We start from the raw sequence: 23,257 nt of genomic DNA, 5'->3' as shown, positions 1-23,257 counted from the left end.
CGGGCTCACCCCGATCGACCTCACACCCCCGATCTGGAACCAGGCACCACCCGACGACACCTGGAAACGCAGCGGCTGACCCGCCGGGCGTCATCACGAGACGGTGATGCCGCGCAGCCCGTCCACCCCTCCGTCAGTGCAGCGTGGGCTCCCGGGCTGCGTCCGCCCCGACGTCCGACCCGACAGCACGACGACCGGACACCCGCTCCACAGCGGCACTGACGAACGCCCGGATCAGCGGGTGCACCCAGGTCTCGTCCGACGAGAGCTCCGGCTGGTAGAGCGATGCGAGGAAGAACGGGTGCCCGGGCAGCTCGACCATGCGCGCGTTCCCGGTCTCGTCGTAGGCGGAGAAGACGAGACCGGCCGTCTCGAGCCGCGCCCGGAACCGCCCGTCGAGCCCGTACGAGCAGAAGAACCGCTCGACCCGTGGTCCGGCGCCGAGCAGGTCCGCGGCTCGGGTCCCGGGCAGGACGTCCACCCGGGCCTCCTCGCCGAGCAGGGAGCACGCCAGCGGCACGATGAGGTGCTCCACCTCCCCGAGCGGGTCCTCCGCGTGGTCGACGTCCAGGCCGACCACCGACCGGGCGATCTCGAGCAGCGCGTGCTGGAAGCCGCCGCAGGTCCCGAGGAACGGCACCCCTGCCGTCCGGGCCGTGGTCACGGCGGCGAAGGCACCGTCGCGGTCGACGTACGGGCTGCCCGGCACGAGCCAGATCCCGTCGAAGTCCGCGAGACCGGCGACGTCCCGGACGTCGGCGGAGCCGATCCAGTACGGGTCCACGGCGTCCGGGGCCGGGGTCGCGTGGCGCAGTGCCACGGGGATCCGGTCGTGGGCGAGGACGTGCGGGGAACGGTCGCCGACGAGGGCGATCCGGGCGGGCCTGGTGGTCATGTGCTCACGATGCCGAGCAGTCGCTCATGCAGTCCAACGATGAACAGGACTGTCGGCATCACACCTACTAATCTCAACGGCGATGGACCTCCGCCACCTCCGCTCCTTCGCCGCCGTCGCCCGCACCGGTTCCTTCACCGCCGCCGCCCGCGACCTCGGGTTCACCCAGTCCGCGGTCTCGCAGCACGTCGCTGCGCTGGAGTCGGACGTGGGTCGCGCGCTGCTCACCCGCCGCCCGGTGCGCCTCACCCCGGACGGCGAGCGGCTCGCGGCGCACGCCCGTCAGATCCTGCTCCGCGTCGACGTGGCGCGGACCGAGCTCGGGCCGCGGCACGCGCCGCCCGACCGGTTCCGGCTGGCGGCCACCCCGCTCGCGCTCGGTCCCCGCGTCGCCGCGGGTCTGGCCCGGCTACGCGCGGACGACCGCCGCGCCACCGTCGACCTCGTCGCCACCCTCGCCGACGACGCCGTCACGCTCGTCGCCGACGGCTCGGTGGACGCCGCCCTCATCGACGGCGTGACGACCCCGAACGCGCCGCTCGAGGCCGCCGAACCCGGCACCCTCACCCGACGGCTCGTGGCGGAGCAGCCCCTCGTCGTCCTCCTCCCCCGCGACCACCCGCTCGCCGGCGTCGGCGCCCTCGCGCTGGACGCCGTCCGCGACGCCCTCTGGGTCGACGCACCCCGGTTGCGCTGCGGGCCCGGCGCCGTCCCGGGCGTCCGCGCGGACCCGACGCCGTCCCGGCTGCGCTACGACGGCACGGACGTCGCCGCCGTGACCCTGCTCGTCGCGGCGGGCCACGGCCTGGCCCTTCTCCCCGCGGACGTCGCACCCCGGCACCCGGACGTCGCGCACGTCGTCCTGCGGGACCGGCTGGTGCACCGGGTCGAGCTGCTCGTGGTCCCGGGGCGCGCGGCGTCCTCCGAGCGGCTCGTGTCGGCACTCACCGGCTGAGGCCCGACCACGGGCACCCGTCCGCCAGCGCCTGTCAGCGCCCGTCAGCTACGGCGCGACCTGCTCCGGCGCGCCACCGGTCACGGCGCCCTCGACGCCGTCCGGGCGCGACCACCGGCGCCGCAGCAACGGCACCGCGACGACCACGACCCCGACCGGCAGCAGCAGCCACCACCGCAGGAACGGCCCGAGCCCGCAGAACAGCACGAGCGCGAGCGTGGCGCAGACCCGGAGCCCGCCCGTGAGCATCTTGCGCGCCGCGGCGAGCGTGAGCACGTAGACGGCGACGAAGCAGGCGGACGTCGCGAGGACGATCTCCGCCGGGCCGACGACCCCGAGCACGAGCGGCACGTACATCGCCACCCCGGTGCACGCGAGGACGGCGAGCGGGCGCCGCGGCACGCTGCGCGCCGCTCCCCCGGCGAACCAGGCGGGCAGCGCACCCTCCGCGGCCAGCGCGGCCGCGAGCTTCGCGCCCGAGCCGATGTAGACGTTCATCCCGCCCGTCGTGAGGAGCAGGGCGAGCAGCGCGGTCGCGTCCCGGCCGACGGAGCCGAACCCGACGCCGACGAGGTCGGCCAGCGGCACCGTGGACCCCGGGTCGGCAGGGACGACGACCGCCGCGACGGCGACCCCGACGTAGAGCAGCGTGACGATCCCGAAGCCCCAGGCGACCGCCCGCGGCACGTCCCGCGCCGGGTCGCGGAAGTCGCCCGCCATCTGCGCCATGGCCTCCCAGCCGATGACGAGCCAGACCAGCCCGCCCGCCGCCGTCCCGACGGCCCACCACCCGTGGGGCGCGAACGGCGTCCAGCCCTGCGTGACGTGGTCGGGCAGGGCCGCCCCGACGGCGACGGCGATGACGGCGACGAGCACCGCGGACAGCGCGAGCTGGACGCCGGACGACACCCGCAGCCCGAACGTGTTCGCGGCGAGCACGCTCGCGTAGATGACGAGCCCCATCGCCGCGGCCGCGGTCGGGCCGGTACCGGTGAGGTCGGCGACGTAGTACGCACCCATGAGCGCGACCGTCGGGCTGCCGATGAGGATCGACGTGAGGAACCACAGCCCCGTGACGGCGCCCGCGACCCGGCCGAACGCCTCGTCGACGTACGTCGCGACCCCGCCCGAGACCGGGTGCCGCACCGCGAGCGCCGCGAAGGTCGCCGCGATCGGCGCCGACATGACCATGAGCGCGGCCCACGCGAGCACCGACGCCGGCCCGGCGATCTGGGTGGCGAGGGCGGGCAGCAGGAGCAGCCCGGGCCCGAGGAGGGCTCCGACGTAGAGGGCGGCGCCCCGGGTCGCTGTCAGCACGCGCGCGACGGTACCTGTGAGGTCGGACATCGCGGGCGGCAGGCCCGCGCCTGCGGCGCCGCTCAGAGACCGCCCGCGAAGAAGGCCAGGAGCGCCGGCGCCGGGTCCGCGGCCGTCGTCACGTTGGCGGCGACGACGACGAGGACGACGACCGACAGGGCCGCCGACCCGACGGCACCGGCCCGCAGCGCCCGCCCGGCGCGGCGTTCCCCCGGCCCCGTCCGCGCCGCGCGGCGCCACATCAGCACGCCTGCCCCGGCGAAGGCCGCCGCCACGACCGCACCGGTCACGGCCAGCACCAGGTGGTACCGCGCGAAGTCGTCGACCATCAGGTCGAGGCCCGGGGTGCGGCCGCCGGCCGGGTACCCGGTCAGCTGCTGCCGGGCCTGGCCGAGCGCCCCGGCGAGGGCTCCGTCGGTCTCACCGACCGGCAGCAACGACAGCGCCGACGCGAAGGGGGCCAGCGCACCCTGGACGTTGGCCATGACGACGGCGACCGACGCTACGACGAGCGCCGCCACCAGCCCGCCGGCCCCGACCAGTGCGGCCCCGCGACCGGCCCCGAGACGGTCGGCCGACCGGAACGCCGTCCACAGCCGTGCTCCCAGGGCCAGGAGCACGACCGTCGCGACCGCGGCGATCACGGCCTTGGCGACGTGGTAGCGGAACCAGTAGTCGACGACGCCCGCGAGCGCCGGCGGGAAGGCCCGGGCCCCGGAGCCCCAGAACTCGACGAACGCGACGCGCACCGCCTCGACGAGACCGTCCTGCCCGGCGAAGGTCCGGCCCGAGCCGCGTGCGGCGAGCGGGCCCGGGGCGACGACGAACGCGACGAGCAGGGCGGCTGCCGCGGTGGCGAGCGCGAGGGTGCGGCGGGACCCGTCCGCGGGGCGTGACGGTGCTGCATGCCTGTGCACGGTGACCTCCTTCGGTGCGGACGACTCTCGCAACCGACAGTGCCGCCGCGCCATGGGGCTACCCGCAGTGCCGGCCCCCGGCCAGGTTCACCCGGCCGGATGCCCGCGGCTCTACGCCGACGCGGCGGCGGCCGCGCCGGCCTCCGCGACCGCCCGGTCCTGGTCGGCGCTGCCGCCGGAGCACCCCACGGCACCGACGAAACGCCCCTCGACCCGGATCGGCACGCCGCCGGCGAAGACGACGAGCCGGTCGGTGTGGACGATGCCGTGCAGGAGCGCGGGCTCGTTCTCGATGAGCCCGAAGAACTCGTGCGTCGCCAGCCCGTTGAAGGCGCTCACCGTGTACGCCTTGTTCGTGGCGATGCCCGCCGAGAGCAGCGGCGCGCCGTCCATCCGGCCGAAGGCGACCTGGTTCCCGGACGCGTCCGCGACGCTGATGCAGACCGCGATCCCCAGCTCCTCGGCGGCGCGCGCGGCACCGTCGAGCGCGGCCCGGGCCGTCGCGAAGGTCACGGACTCGACCGACCTCGTCGTCGCCATCGCTGTGCATCCCGTCGCCGCCGTCCGCCCGGCCGGTCGACCGGGCGACCCGCACGATGCCACCGGACGACGCACCGCGGCAGCACGCGTTCCGCCGAGCGGGACGTGCGGCGACGGGTCGCCGACGCGCCGGTGTTCAGGACAGGCGCCGCAGACCTGTCCCGCCGGTCGCCCTGCCGCCGGACGCGGTCCCGCCGCTCACCGCGGTCCCCCCGCCCACCGCGAGGACGTCCGCGACGACGACGCCCACGTTGTCCGGGGCCCCCGCGTCGCGGACCGCAGCGAGCAGGTCGTCGACCGCGGCCTGCGGGTCGGCGGCCGCGGTCAGGGTCGTACGGACGACGGCCTCGGGCAGGACGGCGGACAGCCCGTCGGAGCAGACGAGGTACCGGTCGCCGTCGCGGGCGTCGCGCAGCCGGACGTCGGCCTCGACGCCGCGCCCGACGAGCGCTTTCGCGAGCATCGGGCGCTGCGGGTGCGCCCACGCCTCCTCCGGGGTGAGGCGGCCCTCGTCGACCATCGCCTGCACGAGGGAGTCGTCGCGGGTCAGCCGGAACAGCCCGCCGTCGCGGAGCAGGTAGACGCGCGAGTCGCCGACGTGGACGACGGCGAACCCGCCGGCGGTGCGGACGAGGGCCGTGAGGGTCGTCCCGGCGGCTGCGGTGCGGCCGGTGTCGCCGACCGCGGCGCCGACCGCCCCGTCGGCGGCGGCGACGGCGTCCCGCAGCCCTTGGACGACGTCGGTCGAGGCCTCGGCCGCGTCCGGCAGCGCGGCGACCAGCGCGGCGAGCGCGGCCGCGCTCGCGTCGGCGCCGGTGTCACCGAACCCGTCGGCGACGGCGAAGACCGGGTCGTCGGCGTGGACGGCGTCCTGCTGGGCGGGCCGGACGAGGCCGGTGTCGAGGCCGGTGGCGTGGCGGACGGTGTACCGGGGTGCGGTCATCGGTGCGGTCATGGCAGTGCCCTTCCTGGCGAGGTCGTGGACGAGGAAGGCGGCGAGGTCGCGCCGAGCGCCGGTCTGCTCCTCGACGCCGGCCCACCAGCCGGCGACGGCGGCCGAGGCGCCGGCCGGGCCGAGCCCGACGACGTCGGCGATGCGCGCGAGGGGCATCCCGAGCCGCCGCAGCGACCCGACGAGGACCGCCCGGTCGAGCTGGCCCGGGCCGTAGAAGCGGTAGCCGCTCGCGGGGTCGACGTACGCCGGGACGAGGAGGCCGAGGTCGTCGTACAGGCGCAACGCCTTGTGCGACAGTCCCGACGCCCGGGCGAAGTCCCCGATCGTCAGCAGCTCCTCGGTCACGTCGTCCTCCTTCTCGTGCCGGGCGTCCGGCCCGGCACGGACGACGGTGGTGTCTGCCCCAGGGACAGAGTCAACTGCACACGGCGGACCGGATGTCGGACCCCGCACCTAGCCTCCTGCCATGGACGACGTCTTCGCCCCGGCCGAGCACTTCCTCCGCACCAACGCCCGGCTCCTCGAACGCCGGCTCTTCGACGCGACGTTCCACGGCGGTCCGCCGGCGGCGGTCGTCGACGTGCTGCGCGGCTACCAGAACGAGGACGGCGGCTTCGGGCACGGCCTCGAGCCGGACAAGCGCTGCCCCGCGAGCCTGCCGATCGACGTCGAGCAGGCGCTGCGTGCGATGGCCGACGCCGGCACCGTCGAGCCCGGGATGGTCCTGCGGGCCTGCGACTTCCTCGGCGCGGTCGCCGGGCGGGCCGGCGCCGGTGGTGCCGTCCCGCTCGCCTTCCCGGTCATCGAGGGCTTCCCGCGCGCGGCGCACTGGTCGGCGTGGACGTACGAGCCCGGCCTCAACCCGACCGCCGGCCTCGCGGGGCTGCTGCACCGGCTCGGGGTCGAGCACCCCTGGCGGAGCGCCGCGACCGCGTGGTGCCGGCAGCGGCTGGACGACGGGCCGCTGCCCGACGAGGTGCACTCGGCCTCCGAGGTCCTCGTCCTGCTCGAGCACGTGCCGGACCGGGCCTGGGCAGACCCGCTCGCCGAACGGGTCGTCGGGCACCTGCGGTCGACGCAGATGTTCCACCTCGACCCGGGCGCGCCCGGGTACGGGCTGTCGCCCCTCGACCTGGCGCCGCTGGCCACCTCCCGCTGGCGCGGCCTCTTCGACGCGGACCGGGTCGACGCGCACCTGCAGCACCTGCTGTCCCAGCAGCAGGCGGACGGCGGCTGGCCCGTCAGCTGGGAGCCGCCCGGCCCGGCCGCGCTGCTCGAGTGGCGCGGGATCGTCACACTCAAGGCCCTGCACACCCTCACCTCCTACGGGGTTGTGACGCAGCCGACGTGACGGCCGGGCCGCCTCGACGGGCCCCGGCCCGCGGTCACCCCTACGGTCGAGAACCGTGCCCTCCCTCTCGGACCCCCCTGTCGCCTTCGCCCCGTCGCCGTCCGCGACCGTGGGCGCCCACGTCGTCTTCGACGTCCGGGAGCCGTCGCTCCTCGCCCTGCAGGTCGTGGCCGCGAACGACGACGGCGCCTCGCTGCGCGCGACGCTCGACGGCACGCCGGTCGAGGTCCGGGAGGTCCGCGGCCCGGCCCCGTTCACCCGCCAGCACCTCGTCGAGTGCGGGCCGGGGACGCTCGAGATCGCCTACGACGCAACAGTTCGGCCGGGGTCGGGTGCGGTGAGCACCGTCGACGAGGCCGAGCGGATCCTCATGCTCCGACCGAGCCGCTACTGCCCCGCGGACCGGTTCACGGGCTTCGGCGCGACCCGGTTCCCCGGCCCGGACGCGCCGGCCCTCGAGCGGCTGCGGGCCATCACGGACCACGTCCACGACAACCTCCAGTACGTCTCGGGCAGCACCGGGCCGACGGACGACGCCGTCGACGTCCTGCTCGCCGGCCAGGGCGTCTGCCGCGACTACGCACACCTCGTCGTCACGCTGGCCCGGGCCGTCGGGATGGCCGCCCGGCTCGTCGCGGTCTACGCGCCGGGCCTGTTCCCCATGGACTTCCACGCCGTCGCCGAGGTCGAGGTGGACGGCGTCTGGCACGTCGTCGACGCGACCCGGCTCGCGCCGCGCGCGTCCCTCGTGCGGATCTGCACGGGCCGGGACGCCGCCGACACCGCCTGGTGCACGACGCTCACCGGCGTGGCCGACCTGCGCGACGTCGTCGTCACCGCCGTCGCCGACCACGGTCTGCCGACGGACGACGGCGACCGGGCGACGACGCTCAGCTGACCCGTTCCCGCGAGGCCGCGGCGAGCGCGTCGAGCGCTGCCGCCGTCCGCTCCCGGTACTCCGCGACCCGGGCGAGCTTGATGTCCTCGTACCCGCGGATCTCCTCGGGCAGCGCGGCGATCGCCTCGACCGCCTCTGCCGTCGCCGGGGTGAGCCGGCCCAGGGCCTGCAGCATCGTCGCGCGGAACTCCTCGACGAGAGCCCGCTCCACCCGGCGGACCTGCGCATAGCCGAAGACGTCGAGCGGCGTCCCGCGCAGCCGGCGGGCCGCGGCGAGCACCCGGAACGTCGGGGTCGCGGTACGCCGCAACCGGATCTTCCGGCGCATCCCGAGGGCCCGCAGCGCCGGCGGGTGCAGGAGCACCGAGACCCGCGCACCCGGCCCGAACTCGGCGCGCAGCCGCGCCTGCTCGGCCGGGTCGAGGTGCAGCCGGGCCACCTCGTACTCGTCCTTGTAGGCCATGAGCCGGTGCAGGCTGCGGGCGTACGCGAGCCCGATCCGGCGGCCGGCCTCCTCCCCTGCACGCGCGGTCGCCGTGCCGACGACCTCGCGGACGGCGGCCTCGAAGACCTGCGCGTAGGCGCCGCTCTGGTAGCCGGTGAGGTCCGTGACCCGCAGGGCGACCGCCTCCTCGAGGGACGTCGTCCTGCTGCCGGCGAGAGACACCGGACCCGTTGCCGTCGGCGAGGCCGACGCGGCCGCCACCGCACGCGCGACGGCGTCCGGGTCCTGCACGCTCGCCCGCCCCCAGCGGAACGCGGCGAGGTTCTTCTCGACCGCCGTCCCGTTGAGCGTGATCGCCTGCTCCATCGCCTGCGCGCTGACCGGCAGCAGCCCGTGCTGGTAGACCGCGCCGAGCAGGAGCAGGTTGACCGGCATGTGGTCCCCGAAGAGCGCCTCCGACAGGCCGTTCGCGTCGATCGCGTGGACGGCGTCCGGCCGGGTCACCGAGGCGATGCGCAGGAGCGCGTCGTCCGGCGTCCCCGGCACGAGGACGCGCCCGGTGACCATGCCGATCGTCGGGACGACGGCGGTGTTGACGACGGCGACGGTCCGGTCCGCCCGGCACGTCGCGAGGTTGGCGTCGGCGGCCGCACCGAGCAGGTCGAACCCGACGAGGACGTCGACCGTGCCGCGGGACGCCTTGACCGCACCCGCCACCGGGTCCTTGCCGATCCGGACGTCGCTGACGACCGGGCCGCCCTTCTGCGCGAGTCCGATCTGCTCCAGGCCCGCGGCGTGCAGGCCGTCGACGTGCGCGGCCATCTGGAGGATCTGCGAGACGGTGACGACGCCGGTGCCCCCGATGCCGGGCATCCGCAGCACGACCTCGGCGCCGCTGGCGGGGCGGCGCTGCGGCTCGACGAGGGCCACCGGCAGGTCCGGCGTCGCCCGCCGGGTGCGCGGGCCGGTGCCCGGCTCGACGAGCAGGAACGACGGGCAGTCCCCCGACAGGCACGAGAGGTCGGTGTTGCACGAGGCCTGGTGGATCCGGGTCTTGCGGCCGAGCTCGGTGTCGACCGACTGCACCGACATGCACGTCGACTTCGACGCGCAGTCGCCGCAGCCCTCGCAGACCCGCTCGTTGACGACGACCTTCTCCTTCGGCGTCGGGAGCAGGCCGCGCTTGCGCAGCCGGCGCTCCTCGGTCGCGCAGCGGTCGTCGTGGACGATGACGGTCACGCCGTCGAGCTCCGCGAGCTCGCGCTCGACGGCGGGCAGGTCGTCGCGGTGCCGCACCGTGGCGCGGTGGTCCAGCGAGACCCCCTGGTACGTCTCGGGTTCCGGGGTCGTGACGACGACCCGCGTGACGCCCTCGAGCATGAGCAGCCGGGTCAGGGCGGGGACGTCGACCCGGCCCTCGGCGCGCTGGCCGCCGGTCATCGCGACGGCGTCGTTGTAGAGCAGCTTGTAGGTCATCTTCACGCCGCCGGCGACGGCGGCCCGGATCGCGAGCGACCCGGAGTGGTGGAACGTGCCGTCGCCGAGGTTCTGCACGAAGTGCCGGTCGTCGGTGAACGGCGCGAGGCCCAGCCACTGCGCGCCCTCGCCGCCCATCTGGGTGAGCCCGATCTGGTGGCCGCGGCCGCCGCCGTCGTCGAGCGCGATCATCGCGTGGCAGCCGATCCCGACGCCGACGAGGGTGTCGTCCGTCGTCCGGGTCGAGCGGTTGTGCGGGCAGCCGGAGCAGAAGAACGGTGTGCGGGCGGCGACGAGGGGCAGCGTCCGGCGGGCCGCGGCGGGGCGCTCGACGGCGAGGTGCGCGACGGCGCGCGGGCCGAGCCGGTCCTCGCCGACGACGCGCGCGAGGGCGGCGGCGACGTCGTCCGCCCCGAGCGTCCCGCGCGCCGACAGCAGCGGCCGGCCGCTCTCGTCGGAGCGACCGAGGACGGCCGGGGCGTCCGGGCGGCGGTAGAGCGCCTGCTGGAGGTGCCCTTCGAGGAACGGGGTCTTGTCCTCGACGACGAGCAGCCGGTCGAGGCCCTCGGTGAGCTCGGCGACCTGGCCGCGGTCGAGCGGGAAGGGCATCCCGAGGCGGACGAGCCGCAGCCCGAGCCGCTCCGCCTCGGCCTCGTCGATCCCGAGGTCGGCGAGCGCACGCTCGACGGTCGCGAAGGACGTCCCCGACGCCACGATGCCGAGCGTCGCCCGGGTCGCGGAGAAGGTGACCCGGTTGAGCCGGTGGGTGCGGGCGTACTCGCGGGCGAGGTCGAGCCGGCGCGTGAACATGTCGTGCTCAGCGGCGACGGCGGACGGCCCGACGAGCGCCGGGCCGTCCCCGACGACGCGGCGCTCCGGTTCCGGGACGTCCCGGTCCAGGCCCGACAGGTCGACGGTCGCCGACGCGTCGGCGATGTTCGCGACGATCTTCAGCCCGACCCACAGGCCGCACGCCCGGGAGAGGGCGACGGCGTGCAGCCCGTACTCGACGATCTCCTGGACCGACCCCGGTGCGAGCAGCGGCATGGACAGGCTCTGGCACATCGGCTCGCACGAGCTGGGCACGGTCGAGGACTTGCAGTCGGGGTCGTCGCCGATCCAGGCGACGGCCCCGCCGAGCGGTGCGGTGCCGGCGAGCATCCCGTGCCGGATGGCGTCCGCGGCCCGGTCGAGGCCGGGGTTCTTGCCGTACCAGAAGCCGGTCACGCCGTCGTACCGGCGGCCGGGGAGCCGGCCGATGAGCTGGCTGCCCGCGACGGCGGTCGCGGCGAGCTCCTCGTTGACCCCGGCCTGGAAGACGACGCCGGCCTCGGCGAGGAACCGCTTCGCGCGGCCCATCTCGAGGTCGACCGTGCCGAGCGGCGACCCCTGGTAGCCCGAGACGTAGACCGCTGTGTCGAGGCCGCGCGCGGTGTCGAGGCGGCGCTGCTCGAGCGTGAGCCGGACGAGCGCCTGCACCCCGGACATCAGGGCCCGGCCGTCGCCGGCGGCGTACTTGTCGTCGAGCGAGGGCGGTGCGCTCACGAGGGTTCCTCCGGCGTGGTGGGCGACGGTCCGGCCGAGCACTGGCGACGGCACCGGTCGGACGGCGATGTGCGTACCGACGTGCCTGGTAACGACCATGCCGCATCGGCGCGCCGAGTGCGACGTGGCTCACAGGAGACAGAACAGGGCACCCTCGACGCAAGGTCCTGGGTGTCGTCGTGGGTGAAGACGCAAAGATTGTGTGGACTTCCCCCGGGCTGCTCGATTCACTTGCGCCATGAGCCCCGATCCCGCGTCGCCGCAGCGGCCTCCGACCGGTCCGGCCGACGTCGACGCGGTCGACCACCACCTCCTGCGCCTGCTCCGCGAGGACGGCCGCCGGACGTTCTCCGAGATGGCACCCCGCGTCGGCCTGTCCGTCGCGGCGGTCAAGCGGCGGGTCGACCGGCTGCGCGACCTCGGCGTCATCACCGGGTTCACGGTCCAGGTCGACCACACCCGCCTCGGCTGGGGCGTCGAGGCGTTCACCGAGGTGCGCTACGCGGGGACGGCGAGCGTCGGCGACATCATCGCGACCGCCGCCCGTGCCCCGGAGGTGCAGGCCGTCTTCACGATCGCCGGCGACCCGGACGCGCTCGTCCACCTGCGCGCCCGCGACATCAACCACCTCCAGGAGGCGATCGACGGGCTGCGGACGTCGCGCAAGGTCGCCGGCACGAAGACCCTCATCGTGCTCGGGTCCTGGACGCGCCCCGACTGACCCGCCGGGGTCAGCCGGGTCAGCCGGGTCAGCCGGGTCAGCCGGGTCAGCCGGGTCAGCCGGTGATCGGCACCAGCCCGTCGTCGTCCGCGCCGAGACTCGTCACCACGCGCGTCGTCCGGTCGAGCGCCGCCTGCAGCCGGGCCCGGGTGGAGCTGCCGTACGTGCCGTCCCGCAACGCCTTCGGGACGTCGAGCACCCGGATCGGCGCGGCCCTCGCGACCATGATCGGCTCGTACTCGGCCCTGGTCACGGCGAACCGGTGGGCCTTCGTCTCGGTGAACGTGAACCGCACGAGCAGGCCCTCGGCGTTCGGGTCGCCCGGTGTGCTGTGCCAGGCCATGAGGTTGCCGAGGCCGTAGACGACCCAGGTCCTGCCGATCTTGCGGATCGGCTCGACGACGTGCGCGTGGTGGCTGATGATCACGTCGAGGTCGGCGGAGCGGGCGAGCCGGCGGGAGACGTCGGCCTGCTGCCGGTTCGGGGTCTGCACGTACTCGGTCCCCCAGTGCAGGGAGAGGACGACGATCTCGGCCCCGTCCTTCCGGGCCGCGGCCGCCTCGGCGAGGATCCGCCGCTCGTCGATGACGTCGGCCCGCCAGCGGTCGCCGCCGGGGTAGCTGTTGCCGTTGAAGCCGTACGTGTACGACAGCAGCGCGACCCGGACGCCGTGCACGTCGACGACCGTCGTCCGGGCGGCTTCCTCGGCGGTCCGCGCCGAGCCCGCGTGGGCGATCCCGGCGTCGTCGAGCGCGTCGAGGGTGCGCCGGATGCCCTCGGCGCCCTGGTCGAAGGTGTGGTTGCTCGCCGTGCTGCAGGCGTCGTACCCGGTCCGGTCGAGCGCGTCGACGACCTGCGGCGGCCCGGAGAACATCGGATAGCCACGGAACGGCCCCGACGCGGTCGCCAGCGGTGTCTCCAGGTGGCACAGCGCGAGGTCCGCGCCCGCGACGATCGGCTTGATCGGCGCGAGCATCGGCGCGAAGTCGAGGTCACCACGCCCGGTGCGGGCGGCGTCCGCCTTCGCCTGCGCCCACAGCGGCGGGTGGAGCAGGACGTCGCCCGTGGCGACGAGGGTGACCCGTCGCGGCTTCCGCGTGGACGGCCCCGTGGACGGCTCCGTGGCGGGCTCCGTCGACGGCGACTCCGACGGGTCGGCCGGCCCCGCGCCGGACGGGCTCGCCGGCACCGACGTGACGGTCGTGGCCGCCGGTGGCGCCGCGCCGCGGTCCCCGGAGCCGCAGGCCGCGAGCAGGCAGCCGAGCGCCACCACCGCCGTGACGCGCACCGACGTCCGTCCCACCGTGTCCCGCACCCGGACAGTGTGGCCCCTCACCGGCACCCGGTGCGCCGGTCGGGGCAACGTCCGCGGGGCGCCGTGCGACGTGTGGGCATGGGCACCCATCACCCGTCCCGGACGGGACCTCGACAGGACCGCCGCCGGAGCCGGCGCACGCTCGCGGTCGCGCTCGGCACGCTCGCCGCCGTCGGCCTCGCGACCGTGCTGCCGGCCGCGGCCGACGGCCGGTTCGGTCCGGGCACGTGGTGGCGGTCGGACGGCGCGGCCGTCGCGGTCGCCCCGGCCGCCGGGGCCACCGACGCGGCCCCGGCCATGCCCGGCCCGGTCACCACCTCCGCCGCAGCGGCGCCGGAGGCGGTCGCGCCGTCCACCGGCCGGCCCGGCGCGGCGACGGCGACCGGGTCGGCCACCGCCCCCGCAGCAGCGGCGACCGTCGCGGCCGCCGGCACGTGCGCCCGGACGGCGAGCGCGACGCCGAAGGTGCGCGTCACCGAGATCAGCGCCGGCGTCACGGTCACGGGCTACGGCGGCGAGGGCGACACCGAGGCGCTGCCGCTGGCGATCGCCTCCCGCCCCGGCGGTTCGTGGCTGGCCTGGCTCGGCACGGACAAGCGGGTCCACCTCGGCAAGCTGGACTGCAACGACAAGCTCGTCGGGAAGCCCACGAACTTCCCCGGGATCGACCTGCAGGACGTCCGCGCCGACAGCACGGGCGGCGTCCTGCTCCTGACCCGCGCGGGCAGCTGCACGGGCAGCCGGCTGTGCGGCGGGACGGCGAGCCCGTGCAACACGATGCACATGGTGCGGTTCGACAACTCCGGCGCGCTCGTGTGGCAGGTCCAGGTCACCAACCTCACCGCGACCCGCGGCGGGCAGACGAACGGCGCCCGGTTCGTGTGGTGGTACCAGCACCACGGCCGGCTCGCCTATGACGGCGCCAACTACGCCGCCTACTTCGGCGTCGCCATCACCGTGCAGAACGGCAGCTGCGTCGACATCCACGAGGGCGACCGGATGCAGGTCGTCAGCAAGGCCGGCAAGCTCCTGTCCGGTCACGACAGCTTCGAGGTCGGCTGCAGCCACGCCTGGACGTCGCGGATCGTGTGGGACAAGCGCACCAAGCACTACGTCATGGTCTGCGCCACCGACAACAGCTGCCGGATCGCGCAGCCGAACCCGTACCGCACGGTGGCCGCCGGGGCCTGCGACGGCACCCTGTTCGGCGGCGACCTCGTCAACGCGAGCACGACCGGCTACTGGACGGCCTGGAGCCAGGGCGGCACGGTCCGCCTCGACCGCTTCACGACCGGCGCGTCGAACAAGTCCGTGAGGACGTCGATCAGCGCGAGCCACCCGCATCTCGTCCGGTACGGCACGGGCCGGATGCTCCTCGCCTGGCAGTCCGGGACCGGGATGGCCGCCCAGGTCTACAACGCCTCGACGGGCGCCGCGACCGGTGCCCGGATCAGGATCCCGGTCCGGGACCACTCGTACCAGGCGTTCAAGGGCTACTCCGACGCGAGCGTCGCCTACCCCGCGGCCGGCAGCACGAGCACGAAGATCAAGATCGCCCGGGTGATGCCGGTCGCGTGACCGGCACCCGCCCGGGACGGCCCGGCCGGCGCGAGCCCGTGCGCCGGCCGGGCCTGGGACAGTGGCGTATGCAGATCGTGGACCTGGCCGCCGTCCGGTCGGTGCTGACCTGGGACGACGCCCTCGACGCCGCCCGGCACGCCTTCCGGGCGCTCTCGGACGGCATGGTGGACCAGCCCGGCCAGCTGGAGATGCGCCCGGACGGCGGGGGCGAGCTCCACGTCAAGGGCGCCTACCTGCGCGGGTCTGCGGTCATGTGCTTCAAGGTCGCGACAGGCGGGTTCCCCGGCGCGGCCCCGGACGGCTTCTCGGTCGTCCTCGACGCCGCGACCGGGCAGGCCCGCTGGCTGCTCGCCGACAGCGGCTGGCTCACCGACACCCGGACCGCCGCGGCCGGCGCCGTCGCGTCGCTCACGCTGGCCCGGCCCGACGCGCGACGGCTGCTCGTCGTCGGCACCGGCGGCCAGGCGCAGGCCCAGGTGCACGCGCACCGGGCCGCCATCCCGGGCCTCGAGGTGGCCGTCTGGGGCCGCGACGCCGCCCGGGCGGCGGCATTCGCCGAGGCTGTCGGCGCCACGGTCGCCGACGACCTCGAGGCCGCCGTCCGCACGGCCGACGTCGTCGTGACGGCCACGAGCAGCCGGACGCCGCTGCTCGACGCGGCCTGGGTCCGCCCGGGCACGCACGTCACCGCGGTCGGGTCGGACACCCCGGGCAAGCAGGAGCTCCCCGCCGCCCTGCTCGCCGCCGCCGAGGTGGTCGTCTGCGACGCCGTCGACCTCGCGGCGCACGCCGGTGAGCTCCAGCACGCGGCACCCGAGGTCGTGTCCCGCGCGGTGACCCTCGGCGACGTCCTCACCGGCCGGTCCCCCGGCCGCACCTCCCCCGCCCAGGTCACCGTCGCGGACCTGTGCGGGCTCGGCGTGCAGGACGCCGCGATCGCGGAGGTCGTCGTGCAGCGGCTGTCCGCGAGGGCGACGTGACCGGGCCGGCCCGGCGGGCGCGCAGGGTGCGGGCCGTCGCCGGCGTCGCCCTCCTCGCGCTCGCGACCGGCGGCTGCGGGGCGAAGGAGGACGACGCGAAGGAGATGTCCGAGGCCGTCGTCGAGCGCATCAACGACGGCGCCTGCGACGACCCGCCCGCGGACCTCGCTGCGGCGCAGTGGGAGCCGATGTGCCGCGCCGTCCGCGCCGTCCTGCCTGCCGGCGGCGTCGTGACCCTCGTGTCCACCACGACCGAGCAGTCGGGCGAGATCGGGTACGCCTACTCGAGCGAGGCGACGTTCACCGCGACGGACGGCACCGCGCGGACGCTGCGGCTGTTCTACGAGGGCACCGGGGTCTCCGCCGCCGTCCCCGAGCTGACCTACGCGTCGATGGACGGCGCGGTACTGCTCGACATCTGAGCCGCCGCGCGCACGTGCCGCGCCCAGATGTGATGATCGACGCGTGACCGTCTGGCAGATCACCGGCGTCGCCCTCGTCGTCATCGGGGTCGGCGAGTACGTCCTGTTCCGCTACCTCGCGCCGCGCCGGGAGAACATCGCGCGGCGGATGCCGCTGCTCGTCGCGAACTCGGCGTTCAACGTCGCCGTCGGCGCGGCGCTCTTCCTCCTGCTCTGAGCGACCCCCTTTCGACGCCGCGCTCGAACGGCCACTGAGCTACACCGACGGCGTGACGAGCTCGTCGGCCACCCAGTGCGCCACATCCGGCGGGTAGGGCGCGGGCAGCCCCAGCACGACGTGACGGAAGCCTGCGTCGACCGCCGCCGCGATGGCGTCCCGGGTCGCCGAGGGCCGGTCGTAGGCGACTCCCAGGTGGATCGATCGCGTGACCGACGCCGGGTCGCGCCCGATGTCGTCGCAGTAGCGGTCGAGGACGGCACTGCGGCTCACGACGTCCTCGAGGTCACCACCCGGGATGTTCCAGACGTCCGCGTGCTCGGCGACCACGCGCAGCACCGCCGCCGAGCGGCCGCCGATGACGATCGGCGGGTGCGGTCGCTGCACGGGCCTGGGGTTGCAGAAGGCACCTCTGAGGCGGACGTGGGCGCCGTCGACGTCGAACGGCTCGGTCTCGGTCCACAGCCGGCGGATCACCACGCACGCCTCGGCGAAGGCGGCGACGGCGTCGGCGGTCTCGAGGAACGGGATGCCGTGGGCCGCGTACTCGCGCCGGGCCGCCGGCGGGTGGGGACGCGACCCGACACCGATGCCGAAGTCGAGCCGCCCGCCGGCCACGACATCGACGGTCGCGGCGATCTTGGCGAGCACCGCCGGCGGCCGGAACCGGTTGCTCGTCACGAGCAGGCCGAGCCGTAGCCGCTCGGTCTGCGCCGCCAGCGCGGACAGCAGCGTCCAGCCCTCGTACGCCGGGCCGTCCGGGTCCCCGCCGATCGGCATGAGGTGGTCGAACAGCCATGCGTGCTCGATCTGCGGGACGGCGTCCGCCTCCCGCCAGACCCGTAGGACGTCCTGGTAGCCGACGTTCATGGGCGCGGTCATGATCCCGAAGCGGGGGCGGTCGTCCGTCATGGCGGTGCGTCCTTCCGGGTCTGTGGCATCCTGAAGACAAGCGGAACCCTGTTCCACTCACAACATACGGAACTCTGTTCCGTTTGCAAACCGGCGCTGGAGGCGAACGTGGTGACGGATGCGGGTGACCGCACGGACGCACCGTCCCCGCGCAAGCGCGCCGACGCGCGCCGCAACGAGCAGAAGCTCCTCGACGCCGCCGCCGAGGCCTTCGTCGCCTCGGGCGTCGACGTGCCCGTGCGAGAGGTCGCGAACCGGGCGGGCGTCGGCGTCGGGACGATCTACCGCCACTTCCCGACGCGAGCCGATCTCGTCGTCGCCGTCTACCGTCACCAGGTCGAGGCCTGCGCGGAGGCGGGCCCGGCGCTCCTGGCGAGCAGCGCGACACCGCACGCCGCACTCGCGGCCTGGATCGACCTGTTCGTCGACTTCCTCGTCACCAAGCACGGGCTCGCCGACGCGCTGCGGTCCGACGCGACCGGCTTCGAGACCCTCCACGCGTACTTCCTCGACCGTCTCGTCCCGGTGTGCGGCGCCCTGCTCGACGCCGCGGTGGCGGCGGGCGAGATCCGGCCCGGCACAGCGCCTCTCGAGCTCATGCGCGGGATCGGCAACCTCTGCATCGGGGCGTCGGACGACGCCCGCTACGACCCGCGGCGGATGGTCGCGCTCGTCGTCGCCGGGCTTCGCAGCGCGTGAGGCTCAGCGCCGCTCGGGTGCCCAGAGGTCGCCGACCGTGTAGCCGCTGGGGTACGGGTCCGACGGGTGCACGCTCCAGCGGGCCCGGCCGGTCACCCAGGTGCGCCCGGTGACCGTCGGCAGCACGGCCGGGGTGCCGCCGACCTCCGTCGTCCCGACGAGGCGGCCGACGAACAGGCTGTCGATGATGCTGCGGTGCCGGAACTCCTCGTCGAGGGCGAGGTCGCCGCGCGCGTGCAGGGCCGTCATCCGGGCGCACGTGCCGGTGCCGCACGGCGAGCGGTCGAGGATGCCGGTCCACGTCGTCGGGTCGTCGGGCAGCAGCGGGTCCTGGGTGAGGACGACGGTGTTGCGTGCGTCCGTGCCGGGTGTCCGCGGTCCGGAGTGGAGCATGACGAGCGCGATGTCGTCGACGTCCGGGTTGACCGGGTGGCGGACCGGGACCTGTTGCCGCGCAGCCATCTTCACGAGCGCCCCGGCCCTGGCGAGCTCGCGGCCGCGGGCCGGGTCGAGGTCGACGCCGCAGTCCGCGGCCCTGGCCTGCACGAAGAACTGGCCGCCGAAGACGACGTCGACCGGCAGCGTGCCGATCCCGGGGACCTCGAGCGGGATGTCGAGGCCGACGACGAACGAGGGCACGTTCGCAACGGTCACCGCGGCGACCCTGCCGTCCTCGATCGCGGCCGTCGCCCGGACCACCCCGACCGCGGTGTCGATGGTGACGTCGAACGTGTCGCCGTCCGGCACGATCAGCCCGGCCTCGACGGCACCGGCGACCGCGCACATGGTGTTGCTGCCCGACATCGGCGTGAACCCGCCCTGCTCGAGGACGACGACCCCGAAGTCGGCGCCCGGCGTCACCGGCGGCAGCAGCAGGACGGCGCACAGCGCCGGGTAGCCGCGCGGCTCGTGGAGCAGCAGCTCGCGCAGCGGGTGGAGGTGCTCCCGGCAGTACGCGAGACGCTCGGCCATCGAGTCGCCCCGTACGAGGTGCGCGGCGTCGAGGACGACCCGGCCGGGCTCGCCCTCGGCGTGCACCTCGACCGTGTCGAGCGTCAGGGTCACCGCGTCACCCGCCCGCGGGGACCTGTCCGGCGGCCGCGAGGATGCGGGTGAACCGCTCGAGGTCGGCGGCCGGCAGCGGCAGGATCGGCGCCCGCGTAGGGCCGGCCGGGTGGCCGACGATCTGCAGCCCGGCCTTGATGCCCGCGGCGTAGTCCACCGACTCGAGGAAGTCGCTGATCGCCCACAGGTGCTTCCACAGCTCACGGGCGGCCGGCAGGTCACCCTTGACCGCGAGGGTGTCCCACAGCCCGACGGCGAGCTCCGGCACGATGCTCGCCGCGCCCCAGACCGCGCCCTTGGCGCCCGAGGCGATCCCGAAGAACGTCAGGGTGTCCCAGCCGTTGAAGACGGTGATCCGGTCGGTGCGGACGGCGAGCAGCTCGGCCTGGCCGACGGCGTCGCCGGACGTGTCCTTGACGAAGTCCAGCCCCGGGATGTCGCCGAGCTGTGCGAGCTGCTCGGGGGTCAGCGTGACGCCGGTGTGCGAGGGGATGTTGTAGTAGACGACCGGGATCGTGATCGACCCGGCGACGGTGGAGAGGAACGTGACGAGGGCGTCCCACGCCGGCGCACCGTAGAACGGCGGCAGCAGCATGATCGCGTCGGCACCGACGGCCTCGGCGTGCTGCGCCAGGGAGACGGCCTCGGCGGTGGCGAGCGCCCCGACGCCGGCGACGACCGGGATCCGGTGGTCGACCGCTTCGACCCACGCCGTGATGGCACGCCGGTACTCGGCCGGGGCGAGGGTCGCGAACTCACCCGTCGACCCGGTCGCGACGACACCGTGCAGCCCCGCGGCGACGAGCCGGTCGGCCTGCGCCCGGAGGTTCTCCTCGTCGATGGCGCTGCCGTCGGCGGTGAACGGGGTGGGGACGGCGGCGATGATGCCGTGCAGGGCGGCGGTGCGGCGGGTCATGGCGGTCCTTCCGGGACGACGGCGGGGCTGGCGACGGTCAGGGCTGGCGACGCTCAGGGCTGGCGGCTCAGAACCGGGCGGGGTCGAACGGCTCGAGCTCGGGGCGGCGGGTGCCGTGCAGCACGAGGTCGGACAGCGCGAGGGCGCTGCCCGCGGCGAGCGTGACGCCGAGCATGCCGTGGCCCGTGGTGACGAACGTGTTGTCGGTGCCGGGGAGCGCGCCGATGGCGGGCAGGCCGTCCGGCGTCATCGGGCGCATGCCGGCCTGCGGCCGCAGGGGTCCGGTCGGGACCTTCCAGCCGCGCAGGTACGCCTGCGGGCCGCGCAGGATCGCCGCGACCCGGACGTCGTTGACCTTCTCGTCGAGGCCTGCGAACTCCATCGTCCCGGCGAGCCGCAGCCGGTCCGAGAAGGGGGTGATCGCGACCTTGACGTCGGACAGGTTCGTCGCGCTGCGCAGGGGCAGCGGCTCGACGTCCACGCTGTAGCCCTTGCCGGGGCGCACGGGCAGCCGGCGGCCGAAAAGGCCTGCCAGCTCACCGGTCCAGGCACCGGCGGCGAGGACGAACCGGTCCCCCTCGTGCCGGCCGGACGGCGTCCGCACCGCCGCGACGGTACGGCGTCCGCCGCTCTGGCGGACCTCGACCGACCCGACCGGTGCGTTCTCCACGATCCGGACGCCCATGTCGACGAGGCGCTTGTGCAGCGCCTCGACGAACGCGCGCGGGTCGAGGTGCCGTTCCTGCGGGAAGAAGATGCCGCCGTGCACGGCGTCGGTGAGCAGCGGCTCGTGCGCGCGGACGGCGTCCCCGACGAGGAGCTGCGGGTCGAGGTCGTTCTCCCGCACGAGGTCGAGGTTGTGGACGTGGTGGTCGAGGTTCGCCTTCTGCGTGAAGGCCATGAGCAGGCCCGCGGAGCGCAGCTCGAAGTCCATGCCGTCGGCCCGGTACTCGTCGAGCACCTGTGCCGTGCTCCGCGCGAGCCGCAGGTGCGCCGCGAACCCCGCGCGCTGGTCGCGGTCGTTGCAGCGGCGCCACATCCGGAGCATGAAGCCGACGAAGCGCGGGTCGAGGGAGGGCCGGATGTACACCGGGCTGTCCGGGCGGAGCATCCACTTCAGCGTCTGGACGACGACCTTCGGGCCGGGCACCGGCATCGACTCGGCGGGCACGAACCAGCCGGCGTTCACCGCCGACGCCCCGAGGCCGGTCCCGCGGGCGTCGAGGACGGTGACCTCGGCGCCCTCCCGGGCGAGGTGGTAGGCGCTCGTCAGGCCGATCACGCCACCACCGACGACCACGACGTGCATGGCTCGTGCCTCCGCTCAGCACTCCCGATCAGATTGTCTGACAATGCCAGTGACAGTAGGGCGGCCCCTGGCTAGGGTCAAGGGATGGCCGAGCCCGCCACGCCTGCTGCGGCACGCTCCCCTGCCGGGACCCCGCAGCGCGACGCCGTCGTGACCCGCATCCGGCGGGCGATCGTCCTCGGTGAGCTCCGCCCCGGCGACAAGCTCCGCGAGGTGCACCTCGCGGCCCGGTTCGGGGTCAGCCGCCCGACGCTGCGCGAGGCGCTCAACCTCGTGGTGCAGGACGGGCTGCTCGTGCAGGAGCCCTACCGCGGCTTCAGCGTGACCCGGCTCGACGCGGGCGCTGTCCGGGACCTGGCCCGCACCCGCGTCCCGCTCGACCTCATCGCGGTCGGCGCGATCCTCGAGGACCCGACCGGGCGGCGGCTGCAGCTCGTCCGGGACGCCTGGCGCGCGTTCGACCGCCTCGCCTTCGACCCGGACCCGCTCGTCCAGCACGAGGCCCACGTCGCGTTCCACCGCGGGCTCTGGGCCGCGTCCGAGAACACGGCGCTCCTGCGCCTGTGGCCCGTCACCGAGGCGCTGAGCACCATCGCCCTCGCGCAGGAGCAGGCGGCCCGCGCCGACCCGCACCGTGCCCACGCCATGCACGCACAGATCGTCGAGGCCGTCACTGCCGGCGATGCGGCCGCCATCGAGGCCGTCCTGCGCCACCACATCATCGACAGCGCCGAGGAGTTCCTGCTCCTCGACGAGACATGAGGAGGAGCCCATGCGCTTCAGCCGGTCGCTCAAGGTCGTCGGTGCCCACGCGGAGGGCGAGGTCGGCAACGTCATCGTCGGCGGCTTCGGCCAGGTGCCCGGCGAGACGATGCTCGACAAGCGCAACCACCTGGCCGAGCACCGGGACTGGCTGCGGCGGATGATCCTCAGCGAGCCGCGCGGGCAGGTCGCGCGCAACGCGAACATCGTGCTGCCGAGCAACCATCCGCAGGCCGATGCCGGGTACGTGATCATGGAGTCGATCGAGTACCCCGTCATGTCGGGCAGCAACACCATCTGCGTCGCCACCGTGCTCCTCGAGACCGGCATGCTCGACGCCGTCGAGCCCGTGACGAACCTCGTGCTGGAGTCCCCGGCCGGCCTCATCCCGGTCGAGTGCCAGGTGCGCGACGGCAAGGTGACGAGCGTGCGGTTCACCAACCAGCCGGCGTTCGTCTACCACCTCGACGCCCCGGTCGAGGTCGAGGGCGTCGGCACCGTGACGGTCGACGTCGCGTGGGGCGGGATGGCCTACGTCATCGTCGACGCGCGCACCTTCGGGTTCGCGGTCACCCCGGACGAGGCCCGCGACATCTGCGCTCTCGGCGAGCGGATCAAGATCGCCGCCGCGGAGCAGCTCGCCGCGGTGCACCCGGAGAACCCGGACTTCCCCGGGATCACGATCTGCGAGCTCACCCTGCCGCCCGAGCGGGTGGACGGCGTCCTCACGGCGAAGAACGCCGTCGTCGTCTCCCCCGGCCGGTGCGACCGGTCCCCCTGCGGCACCGGGACGTCGGCCCGGATGGCGGTCATGCACGCCCGCGGCGAGCTCACCGTCGGCGAGCCCTTCGTGCACACCTCGATCATCGACTCCCGGTTCGAGTGCCGGATCGAGTCGACGACCACCGTCGGCGGTGTCCCGGCCGTCGTACCGTCGATCGCCGGTCAGGCCTGGATCACCGACCTGACCACGCTCGTCCTCGACCCCACCGACCCGTACCAGGAGGGCTACCGGCTCACCGACACCTGGCCCGTGGGGCTCTCGGTCTGAACCTCCGGGCTGA

General features: G+C 74.9%; 22 protein-coding genes. 11 read left to right on the top strand and 11 right to left on the bottom strand.

From position 1 onward, the window contains the following. Positions 1-133: 133 nt before the first annotated feature. Positions 134-895, bottom strand: coding sequence for a hypothetical protein (locus EDJALFJO_RS29375; protein ID WP_088289872.1), 762 nt, complete (start codon positions 893-895; stop codon positions 134-136). Between the two features lie 82 nt (positions 896-977). On the opposite strand from EDJALFJO_RS29375, the gene EDJALFJO_RS29370 reads away from it, so the two are divergent. Continuing rightward, the gene (locus EDJALFJO_RS29370; protein WP_088289871.1) at positions 978-1,850 is read left to right on the top strand and encodes a LysR family transcriptional regulator; all 873 of its coding nucleotides are present in this window, start codon (positions 978-980) and stop codon (positions 1,848-1,850) included. A 48-nt stretch (positions 1,851-1,898) separates the two neighbouring features. Here the strand turns inward: EDJALFJO_RS29370 and EDJALFJO_RS29365 are convergent, their stop codons facing one another. From EDJALFJO_RS29365 to EDJALFJO_RS29350, 4 genes are all read right to left on the bottom strand, one after another. Then, complete coding sequence (locus EDJALFJO_RS29365; protein WP_158220608.1) at positions 1,899-3,167, bottom strand: amino acid permease; 1,269 nt, start codon at positions 3,165-3,167, stop codon at positions 1,899-1,901. Between the two features lie 62 nt (positions 3,168-3,229). Continuing rightward, positions 3,230-4,084, bottom strand: coding sequence for a hypothetical protein (locus EDJALFJO_RS29360; protein WP_198950755.1), 855 nt, complete (start codon positions 4,082-4,084; stop codon positions 3,230-3,232). A 111-nt stretch (positions 4,085-4,195) separates the two neighbouring features. After that, positions 4,196-4,624, bottom strand: coding sequence for a heme-binding protein (locus tag EDJALFJO_RS29355; protein WP_088289869.1), 429 nt, complete (start codon positions 4,622-4,624; stop codon positions 4,196-4,198). 136 nt (positions 4,625-4,760) lie between these two features. Beyond that, positions 4,761-5,924 (bottom strand): MerR family transcriptional regulator, encoded by a 1,164-nt coding sequence (locus EDJALFJO_RS29350; RefSeq protein ID WP_088289868.1) that lies wholly within the window; start codon positions 5,922-5,924, stop codon positions 4,761-4,763. A gap of 121 nt (positions 5,925-6,045) precedes the next feature. Here EDJALFJO_RS29350 and EDJALFJO_RS29345 point away from each other — a divergent pair, with 121 nt between their 5' ends. Both EDJALFJO_RS29345 and EDJALFJO_RS35880 read left to right on the top strand, forming a co-directional pair. Further along, positions 6,046-6,930 carry a hypothetical protein gene (locus tag EDJALFJO_RS29345; protein ID WP_088289867.1) on the top strand — a complete coding sequence of 295 codons (885 nt, stop codon included), beginning with the start codon at positions 6,046-6,048 and terminating at the stop codon, positions 6,928-6,930. 55 nt (positions 6,931-6,985) lie between these two features. Beyond that, positions 6,986-7,828 carry a transglutaminase family protein gene (locus tag EDJALFJO_RS35880; RefSeq protein WP_088289866.1) on the top strand — a complete coding sequence of 281 codons (843 nt, stop codon included), beginning with the start codon at positions 6,986-6,988 and terminating at the stop codon, positions 7,826-7,828. On the opposite strand, the gene EDJALFJO_RS29335 is transcribed toward EDJALFJO_RS35880, so the two are convergent. Further along, positions 7,821-11,294, bottom strand: a complete 3,474-nt coding sequence (locus tag EDJALFJO_RS29335) for an indolepyruvate ferredoxin oxidoreductase family protein (protein ID WP_198950754.1) — start codon at positions 11,292-11,294, stop codon at positions 7,821-7,823. The two genes, EDJALFJO_RS35880 and EDJALFJO_RS29335, sit on opposite strands and share 8 nt — an antisense overlap. Positions 11,295-11,532: 238 nt before the next feature. On the opposite strand from EDJALFJO_RS29335, the gene EDJALFJO_RS29330 reads away from it, so the two are divergent. Then, positions 11,533-12,015 (top strand): Lrp/AsnC family transcriptional regulator, encoded by a 483-nt coding sequence (locus EDJALFJO_RS29330; protein WP_088289864.1) that lies wholly within the window; start codon positions 11,533-11,535, stop codon positions 12,013-12,015. A gap of 55 nt (positions 12,016-12,070) precedes the next feature. On the opposite strand, the gene EDJALFJO_RS29325 is transcribed toward EDJALFJO_RS29330, so the two are convergent. After that, a complete protein-coding gene (locus EDJALFJO_RS29325) occupies positions 12,071-13,330 on the bottom strand; it encodes a CapA family protein (protein ID WP_198950753.1) in 1,260 nt (419 codons plus the stop codon). Between the two features lie 78 nt (positions 13,331-13,408). On the opposite strand from EDJALFJO_RS29325, the gene EDJALFJO_RS29320 reads away from it, so the two are divergent. The 4 genes from EDJALFJO_RS29320 (at position 13,409) to EDJALFJO_RS34620 (ending at position 16,530) form a co-directional block, all read left to right on the top strand. After that, positions 13,409-14,908 carry a hypothetical protein gene (locus EDJALFJO_RS29320; protein ID WP_198950752.1) on the top strand — a complete coding sequence of 500 codons (1,500 nt, stop codon included), beginning with the start codon at positions 13,409-13,411 and terminating at the stop codon, positions 14,906-14,908. Between the two features lie 68 nt (positions 14,909-14,976). Next, positions 14,977-15,891 (top strand): ornithine cyclodeaminase family protein, encoded by a 915-nt coding sequence (locus EDJALFJO_RS29315; protein ID WP_088289862.1) that lies wholly within the window; start codon positions 14,977-14,979, stop codon positions 15,889-15,891. After that, positions 15,888-16,313 carry a hypothetical protein gene (locus tag EDJALFJO_RS29310; protein WP_088289861.1) on the top strand — a complete coding sequence of 142 codons (426 nt, stop codon included), beginning with the start codon at positions 15,888-15,890 and terminating at the stop codon, positions 16,311-16,313. Before EDJALFJO_RS29315 ends, EDJALFJO_RS29310 begins: the two co-directional genes overlap by 4 nt. A gap of 43 nt (positions 16,314-16,356) precedes the next feature. Continuing rightward, complete coding sequence (locus EDJALFJO_RS34620; protein WP_158220607.1) at positions 16,357-16,530, top strand: hypothetical protein; 174 nt, start codon at positions 16,357-16,359, stop codon at positions 16,528-16,530. 39 nt (positions 16,531-16,569) lie between these two features. Here the strand turns inward: EDJALFJO_RS34620 and EDJALFJO_RS29305 are convergent, their stop codons facing one another. Then, complete coding sequence (locus tag EDJALFJO_RS29305; protein WP_198950751.1) at positions 16,570-17,442, bottom strand: LLM class flavin-dependent oxidoreductase; 873 nt, start codon at positions 17,440-17,442, stop codon at positions 16,570-16,572. A gap of 111 nt (positions 17,443-17,553) precedes the next feature. Between EDJALFJO_RS29305 and EDJALFJO_RS29300 the strand changes: the two genes are divergently transcribed. Next, positions 17,554-18,141 (top strand): TetR/AcrR family transcriptional regulator, encoded by a 588-nt coding sequence (locus EDJALFJO_RS29300; RefSeq protein WP_088289878.1) that lies wholly within the window; start codon positions 17,554-17,556, stop codon positions 18,139-18,141. A 3-nt stretch (positions 18,142-18,144) separates the two neighbouring features. Here EDJALFJO_RS29300 and EDJALFJO_RS29295 read toward each other — a convergent pair whose 3' ends face one another. The 3 genes from EDJALFJO_RS29295 to EDJALFJO_RS29285 all read right to left on the bottom strand — a co-directional run bounded on the left by EDJALFJO_RS29295 (position 18,145) and on the right by EDJALFJO_RS29285 (position 21,431). Continuing rightward, entirely contained in the window at positions 18,145-19,206 is a 1,062-nt protein-coding gene (locus EDJALFJO_RS29295; protein WP_088289860.1) for a proline racemase family protein, read from the bottom strand. Between the two features lie 4 nt (positions 19,207-19,210). Further along, complete coding sequence (locus tag EDJALFJO_RS29290; protein ID WP_088289859.1) at positions 19,211-20,122, bottom strand: dihydrodipicolinate synthase family protein; 912 nt, start codon at positions 20,120-20,122, stop codon at positions 19,211-19,213. Positions 20,123-20,189: 67 nt separating this feature from the next. After that, positions 20,190-21,431: an FAD-binding oxidoreductase gene (locus EDJALFJO_RS29285; protein WP_088289858.1), complete on the bottom strand. Its 1,242-nt coding sequence runs from the start codon at positions 21,429-21,431 to the stop codon at positions 20,190-20,192. A gap of 84 nt (positions 21,432-21,515) precedes the next feature. Here EDJALFJO_RS29285 and EDJALFJO_RS29280 point away from each other — a divergent pair, with 84 nt between their 5' ends. Further along, a complete protein-coding gene (locus tag EDJALFJO_RS29280; RefSeq protein ID WP_088289857.1) occupies positions 21,516-22,193 on the top strand; it encodes a GntR family transcriptional regulator in 678 nt (225 codons plus the stop codon). Between the two features lie 10 nt (positions 22,194-22,203). Next, on the top strand, positions 22,204-23,244 hold the full coding sequence (locus tag EDJALFJO_RS29275; protein WP_088289856.1) for a proline racemase family protein: 1,041 nt from the start codon (positions 22,204-22,206) through the stop codon (positions 23,242-23,244). Positions 23,245-23,257: the final 13 nt, after the last annotated feature.

Source organism: Kineosporia sp. A_224 (assembly GCF_002198655.1).
Classification (GTDB): Bacteria; Actinomycetota; Actinomycetes; order Actinomycetales; family Kineosporiaceae; genus R-H-3.
Note: the sequence above shows the minus strand (reverse complement) of the source record. Positions and strands in the feature narration are given on the sequence as shown.